This window comes from Chloroflexus sp. (assembly GCF_034434295.1).
Lineage (GTDB): Bacteria > Chloroflexota > Chloroflexia > Chloroflexales > Chloroflexaceae > Chloroflexus.
Genome location: NZ_DAOTZQ010000076.1, coordinates 26,128 through 34,181 on the forward strand (window position 1 = coordinate 26,128; position 8,054 = coordinate 34,181).

General features: G+C 54.2%; 4 protein-coding genes. All 4 read right to left on the reverse strand.

The window, feature by feature from the left end; genetic code table 11:
* Nucleotides 1-68: 68 nt before the first annotated feature.
* The 4 genes from VAE57_RS11315 to VAE57_RS11330 all read right to left on the reverse strand — a co-directional run bounded on the left by VAE57_RS11315 (nucleotide 69) and on the right by VAE57_RS11330 (nucleotide 6,466).
* A complete protein-coding gene (locus VAE57_RS11315) occupies nucleotides 69-359 on the reverse strand; it encodes a helix-turn-helix domain-containing protein (protein WP_322821988.1) in 291 nt (96 codons plus the stop codon).
* A gap of 1,101 nt (nucleotides 360-1,460) precedes the next feature.
* A complete protein-coding gene (locus VAE57_RS11320; RefSeq protein ID WP_322821989.1) occupies nucleotides 1,461-2,837 on the reverse strand; it encodes a DUF5010 domain-containing protein in 1,377 nt (458 codons plus the stop codon).
* 1,154 nt (nucleotides 2,838-3,991) lie between these two features.
* Nucleotides 3,992-6,145: a sodium:solute symporter family protein gene (locus VAE57_RS11325; RefSeq protein ID WP_322821990.1), complete on the reverse strand. Its 2,154-nt coding sequence runs from the start codon at nucleotides 6,143-6,145 to the stop codon at nucleotides 3,992-3,994.
* A gap of 39 nt (nucleotides 6,146-6,184) precedes the next feature.
* On the reverse strand, nucleotides 6,185-6,466 hold the full coding sequence (locus VAE57_RS11330) for a DUF4212 domain-containing protein (protein ID WP_012256445.1): 282 nt from the start codon (nucleotides 6,464-6,466) through the stop codon (nucleotides 6,185-6,187).
* Nucleotides 6,467-8,054 lie beyond the last annotated feature (1,588 nt).

Sequence of the window (8,054 nt, forward strand, 5' to 3'; positions counted from 1 at the left end):
CGCATCGGGAACAAGGGGGAACGGCGCGATAAGGCGGGCAGGGGCGAACAATGCGCCCCTGCACCGGCTTACTTTGCCATCACAGTGGCACCATTGGTCAGCGCTGCCAGCAATTCACGAACAGTAATGTTCTGCACAGCCGGGTGACGTAGTGGCTGATCGCCGTAGATAGTGTAGTGATTGTGCCGCCCTTCACGCACGTGTGAAATATAGCCGGCCTCGTGTAAATCGTGCAGAATACGCTGAACAGCCCGTTCGGTAATGCCGATGGTGCGGGCAATCTCTTGCGCGGTTACCCGCGGATTACGTGCGATACAGAGGAGCACCTGAGCGTGATTGGTAAGAAACGTCCAACCCATACCAGAATCTTTCCAGGCATGTGATGCAAAAACCTGTTCCTGTAAGTATTGTACCAGTGTTATGTCAGGTGAGAGAGGGAAAAGTTGCCTGTAAAGGGATGTGGATTTCCCACCTGCGGTGGCAGCGACCTATCCATGCAAGAGCCATTATTGATGATGGGTTTTTACTGTCAGACGGCGTATTGATGGGCCACACGAGATTACAATCAGCCGATAGCGTGCGCAGCCTGTGCCTGGGTGCTTGCTGGTGGTAGAGAGAGTGATGTCTGCTGCCGTGAGGTTCTCAACCGGGGTTGCGAATGCCAGGCTGGCGTTAACGTGGATCAATGTGGACAGATTTCCCCCATCCAGGCCGCCACTGCTGCCAGGTTATAAGAATATTTGTTCATAATGTATTCATTTTGTGCACTTTTGAAGGGTTACGATGCCTGGCTGGTAGTGGAAGTAATACCACATCCTCATTGATACAGTGCATCACTGCTGATGGAATCATCGCTGTTCAGCAATCCAGCGATGGAGGATGTCTCGCTCAAGGGTTGGGATTCCCGTTCGCGATCCTCCATCACCTGTAGCACTGTCACAAGACAAGAACGGAAAGAGGCGGTGGGGCAGACTAATCATCTCCGCGTCACCACTCACGCGCAGTTTGCTCTTCACGGACGGTCAAGGCTGATGGACGTGCTCTGTACGTATGGTATCCCCGTGACTTGCAGGACAACCGCTGCGACCTGCGCCTGTGCGTGAGTACGGCCAGCGCGGCAGCATGGCTGCCGCACTCTAAACATCGCGACACGGCTCATCCTGGCTGGTAACAGGATTCTTTCCGAAACGTGATCCCACGGCATGTATCGCGGCAACGCTTGTTCTACGCTTCCGTGCTTAGAGGTGGTGACAGGGTGACGTTGGATAGGTTGTGATGATCTCTATGACACCAGATTTGATATAACCGGTGCGACACACGACCGGCGCCGAGTACCGTAGATGTGGAAGCGATGCTTTTGCCCTCCGAACCATACGACACGGAAGAGGCTGTGGAGGAGGAAGGCATCGCCCTGCCACCCTTTCAGCATCCTGCTCTTTCCGCTTTCCTCTCCGATAGCATCAGGGCTGCGGCACAAACTGCTCACGCCATTGACGAATGATCTGGAGGTAGAAATCGGGTGGTAGTGGACGACCATCGCGGTCGGTGTAAGCAGCGGGAGCAACGGCGCTGTTTTCAGGCCATTCGTTCCAGGTCTCGATCAATACCAGATCGGTATCGGGCGGGATAGCAGCCAGACTGGTGCGCAGGAATGCACCAGGTGCCGGCGAACCACCACCGGGAGGCTCATCGCGCGGCTGGACCCGTGGTTCGCGCACCCAGGGAATACGGGAATTATCAAAACCAGGACCGACACTACTTACCTTGAAGCCACGCAATTCAGCAGTGTGCGGACCAAGGAGGGCTGTTCCCCAACGGTACACCCCATCAGCGACCTGGGCACTATCCGGCAAGCCTTCCGGTGGCGCCAGCGCCTGCGGATTGAGCCACGTCTCCTCCAGAATGAGCCATGGCTCAACACCAAAATCGGCCCGAAAGGCATCCTTCACCGCCTGCCAGAGAGTCCCGCTCAATTCCAGATTATCACAGCAGAGCGCGGTGTAGGTAATGATAATCGGTCGGCCATCGATAGTCGCCCACATTTCACGAGGGATACGAGAGAAGAAATCGCGAATATGCAGGTTGTAGAAAAAGTAGCCACTCCGTGGATCGCTGAGCGGTAATCGTGGAGCATCGGGACCAACACGATAACCATTTCCCAGGAACTCTTGATACATCCCCTGTTGGGCAGTAGTATCGAGAAACATTCCGATGGTGAGCGAGTGTTCCAATACGCCATTGGCCTGCACAAGCAGATTGAGCCGATCATTCCGAAACCATGGATGGGGGTGATCGCCCCAACTCACCGGAAAGACCATCGAGATACCGATAGACGCCATCGTGCGCAGTTCGTTCTCGTACCAGTCATAGTTATAGGACGAGTAACTAAAACCATCACGGGGATCGGGATCAGCAGGTAGCGGTGTTAGCCATCCCGGTGGTACAGCGAGTAGTTGACTGGCGTCGCATTCTTGTTGCGGGCAGTTGTACCAGTAGAAGAAGAAGGTACCCAGTGGTGGTTGACGCTGCATTAACACCGGATCAGGGGTTGGAACAGGAAATACCGGCGTCGGGACGGTTGCCGTAGGCTGTGGCACACTGGTCGGTAGCGCAGTTGGCGACGGAGCCACTATCACTGTTGGTTGTTGAGCAGGTACCTGCACAACAATTGGCGACGGCTTTACCGTCGGTGACGGCACGATCAATGCTGGCGTTGCTGCTGCTGTTGGGGAAGGGGGAACGGGTGTTGGTGGACTACAAGCGATCAGCAAGCCAGCCAGTATCAGGCAAATACACCAGCACTGTATGATTGTGAGATGACCAGATCGTTGTTCCATACACTGGCAGTATAGCACGATCAGGTGCAATTTGGAGGGCAGAGGAATACCACACGATCATGGATGTCGCAGGAATGAGAGGTAGCCTACCGGCACAAAGACAAGGCTGGTATGGGGAACAGCCTTTGAATTTCACAAGAGCAGAATCCGCAGCACGCCCATGATGGTGATGTCAACGTTTGCGCAACGATGTGCATCGTTCAGGTGTCATATCTGTCTGTATTGACGTGCATCCAGATGTGGCATTAGCGAGCAACAGGTGGTTCATCGGGGGTGTAGAACTGCGGTGACGAGGTAGGGGTACAGCACGTCGTGTCCCTACCGTTTATTCACAAAAGTGCACCGTTCAGGTGTAACACCAGGGTGATGATTGGATAGCGTGTCAGGCTCTCTCTGCTACCAGATTTGATATGACAACCCAAGTTGCTACCTTTATCACTACAGAGACACCGAGGACACAGAGGATGGGTAGAATCGGAGTTGCTGCCGTGAGGTGTGACGAAGTGCGTCTATGAGAACTGGCTGCTTCGCACATTGTTGATGCGTTTACGCCATACGGTGTTGCATGCAACATCTGCTGTTCCTGACAGTCAGGCTCCGTTACCTGCTGACAGTATAGAGAGCACCCCAGGTTATGACACCTATCTGGCGCAGATGTGCCCTCTACACGAGAATACAAGAACCTATTTCAAAAACATTTGACTGACCGACTCTACGATTTTAACGAGCAAACACCGCACCCCGTGACCGGCTGGATCAACGGCAAGCCACGCGCCGGCTCGTGAGCAGGGCTGCTGCGGCAGCATGGCTGCTGCACGCCAAACGCTGAACACGTGCACGACGAACGGGTAAGGCAATCCATTCAGTGGTGATAACTTAACATGATGATCACCAGCACTGCTCTCTTCATACCGGCATGATATGCTGTCATTGGCAATTAGCAAGCGTTCATGCGCCTGTGTGACTATCTGGAAGCAGACAGCACGGCTTTTATGAAATAAGTTTTAGAAATCGGTATTTGGCGTCCTGATGAGGTAGACGCCATGTTAACTCATATTTTCTGTCCGCCCTCGAACCCCTATCGGCCTTCCACGGCAACCAATAAAAAAGGCGCAGGGCATCCACCCCGCGCCTTCCCAGGCAAGAATGACCGATTACTTCGCCGGCGCCATCTTATCGAGCATCTTGTTCATCCCCTCGTCATCAGTGATCGGATTACGCAAGTTCTCAACCAGATCCTGAATCTCCTTCGAGGGTTCTTTTGTGAGCAGGCTCACGACCACGATCAAGATAATCGCCACCGGCAGACCGAAGATACCGGAACCGAGGTGCGAGATACCGAGCACATTAAAGGCCGGATTGAGATAGTTGTTCGCCATGTAGAAGATGGTAACAGCCAAACCGCCGATCATACCGGCAATCGCGCCAGCCCCATTTGCTCGCTTCCAGAAGATGCCCAGCAAGACGACCGGGAAGAAGGTGGATGCAGCCATCGAGAAGGCCCAGGCCACCATCTGTGCGATCAGAGCCAGGCGTGGGATAGCGAGCAGTGCGGCAATGACAGCGGCCACGACAATCATTGACTTACCCAGCACGATACGAGTATTGAGGCTGGCTTTCGGATTGATCGTGCGGAAGTAGATATCGTGGGCAATTGCTGAGGCAATCACGACCAGCAGACCGTCGGCGGTGCTCAGAGCAGCAGCCAGACCACCGGCGGCGATGAGGGCACCGATAGTGAAGGGCAGACCGGCGATGTCAGGAGTCGAGAGTACAACGAGGTCGCCATCGATACCATCGGCAATCGTGCGGCCCAGCTCATTGAGCTGCAAAATACCATCAACACGCACCTTGGTTACCGCTGTGCCGGAGATCTCACCAGCACGGCCTTTACCATCACCGGCATCTTCCCAGGCAGCGAGATCGATCTTGCCGTTCCCGTTAGCATCCTCGACCACAACCGAACCGGCGTTGATCAGGTTCTTCACCCAGGTTGGTTCCTTACCAACTTCTACTCCATCCAGCACCTTCAGGTCGCGGATCGCGATTAAACCATTCTTTGCCCAGGTTGATGTCCACTCCGGCAACTGGCTAATCTCCTTACCCACCACATTCTCAAGAATCTGCCAGCGCGAGAATGCGGCATAGGCTGGTGCAGTGAAGTAGAGCAGGAAGATGAAGAAGAGAGACCAACCGACACTCATACGGCTCTCACGCACGCTGGGCACGGTGTAGAAGCGAATCAGGATGTGGGGCAGACCGGCAGTACCCAACATCAGACATGCCATCAGGGCCAGGAAGTTCCACGGCGTTCCACGCCAGTCGCCCAATTCCGGCTTCTTGGCATCGGGAATTGACTGCGCAGCAGGTGGGGTAACGTTCAGACCAAACTGTGTATTGAGCTGATTCACCGCACTAACTGCGGCAGCGTTGCTCAGACCTTCGTTAAACGGTGGAATATATCCGCTAGTGACAAACTTACCTGGCACAACCGGCGACTCAGACGCCTTCGACAGGCCCTGTGCCACTTCAAGCTCTTGAATGCGCTGAAGCGCCTGGCCATAGCTCAACTGGGGAAGTGGGAAGCTGGTAAGCTGGATTGACAACGCCGTCACCGGGATCATGTAGGCGGTAATCAGAATGATATACTGGGCTACTTGCGTCCAGGTCACTGCCTTCATGCCGCCCAGGAAGGAACAAACCAGCACACCCGAAAGACCGAGAATAACACCGATCATGTAATCAACGCCAACAAAGCGCTGCATGATGATACCGACACCCACGACCTGAGCAGTCACGTAAGTCAGCGAGACGATGATGGCACAGATTGCAGCCACCACACGTGCGGTGTTACCACCGAAACGAGCACCGACAAAGTCGGGAATGGTGTACTGACCGAACTTGCGCAGGTACGGCGCGAAGAGCAGTGCCAGCAGCACATAGCCACCGGTCCAGCCCATAATGTAGGCCAGGCCATCGTAGCCAATCAACCAGAGCGTACCGGCCATTGAGATGAACGATGCTGCGCTCATCCAGTCCGCACCGGTTGCCATGCCGTTGAACACTGCCGGAACATTGCGACCGGCAACGTAATACTCATCAAGCACTTTCGTGCGCGAGAGAATACCAATCGTCGCGTACAAAGCGAAGGTAAGCAGCAGGAAAGTCCAACCGATAAGTTGCGTCGGTAGGCCGGCAAAGACTTCAAGCAACAGCATCAGGAGGCTGACACAAATGAAGCCGATGGTAAAGTAGCCGTAGTAGCGCGCCATCCGATTGCGGAAGACGCTCTGAGCTGAAGTGGACATGCGCTCTTCTCCTCTACAACTAAAGACATTGGTAACAGCTTAGCGGTCGCGATCACTCAATCCGTACTTTGCGTCCAACTTGTTCATTGCATAAGCGTAGTAGAAGATTTCGATGACAAACACGACCAACGAACCCTGACTACCCATGTAGTAGCCGAGAGGGAAGCCGGCAATCACAATGTTGTTCAGAGCTTCGACGAAGAGCACCGGTACATACGACACTGCGAACCAGATCACAAGCAGAATGCTGATCAGACGCAGGTTTTCTGACCAGTACAACCGATTGCGCTCCGCAACTGGGAGCTTCGATAGATCCGACATAGGACCTCCTTCAACGCGCTACACTGCCTACACGTTCGGTCGATGCACATTGACTGTTGCTATGCCTGCCAGTGCTCCTCACGAACGTGGTGAGACCGGCAACATACATGGTTAGCAACCAGGGCAAGACAATGGCGGGCATCCAACATGCCAGATATGCATCTCATATCGCGGTGTGATGATTGTAGCAACCCTTTTTCAGCCCAGGTTAAGTTTTGTGTAAAGTTTTGGTAAATAATCCCCAGGTTCTCTGTGGGTTTCTTCACGAGTGGAAGAGTGTGTGAGCCGGCTTATGAGACATCGAACAGTGTCATCTTCATAGGGGCACCCGTGTAAACGGGCTGGTGGTGATGAATGGCAAGCGTGGTATGTCGGTACTGTATCAGCAGGGATTTGCAACACGCTCTCATCCTCACCCGCCCCGCCAGGGCAGGGACCACCGGTGCCGGATGACACCTGCTGTCGTGCGCTGGTTCCGGGGTGCCTGAGATTGCGATCAGCAGGGAAGACGGTGTCAGGTGATGAGCGCACCGGATGCTCGCGCTTCCGGCGTTCCCTGATGAGGGAGAGGCTCGTGTGCCTAGCACTCCCTGATTAGTGAGCCAGAGGTATGCACTCCCAGGGTATGCCGACACGGCCACACTACGATAGCGCACTTCAAGGCTTGGCGTGAGGATGACGGAAGCGAGCGAGTAATCACTGTCAGAACCTACTTCAAAAAACATCTACGAGAAGGCATCTCTTTCATTACCGACCGAATTCCATGATCGTGACGAGCACACCCAGCCTCCTTGTGACCGGTCGGGTTCACGGCGTGCCACGCGCCAGATCGTGAGCACGGCTAGCGCGGCAGCATGGCTGCCGCACTCCAAATGCTGCGATACGTGCAAGACAAGCGGATAAGGCATCCAGTCCAACGCGTGATGGCACTGGCGATGGTCATCAGCCCTCCTCGACTCCATACCGGCAGACTGGGAGCAGGATATGTTGTCGTTGGCGCTTGGCGAGCGTTCACGCGCCTGTGCTGTGGTCGGGTAGCAAGACAGAACAGCTCTTATGAACAGGAGTTACGCAGTGGAAACATCATGCGCTGGACCACCCGCGGTAGCACCCTGATGGCAGCGCACTGCTGCTGTGGTGCTGAACACGGGTTGCGCTGCAACCCAAAAGTGGAGATAGTCCAGGTCGTCATACGTCGGTGGGTTCATCGGTTCACGTCTCCATTATCAGTCAGGAACCCAGCAGACGTAGCTCCGAGCGCACCAAGCGAGGACACGGTTGATCGCCTCACGCATACATCATCAAGAAGGAACTGCGTAACTCCTATTAATTATTAATTACAGCTTGACATAGTATCGGTTGTGCGCTAACTTGAATCATTCAATTTTTCAACTACCTATCAGGAGTCAGACAGTTAAGATCTGGGTGTAGAGTAGCTGAGCCAGGTAGGTCCGTACTTGGCTCATGTTCAAAATGTGGTGTAGCCAAACCAATTGAGAGCTACAACTGGGAGTAATACCATACCTACAGCTCGGACACGTGAACGCTTGCGGATTGCAATAGTCCCCTAAACACAGTTCATTAGTTC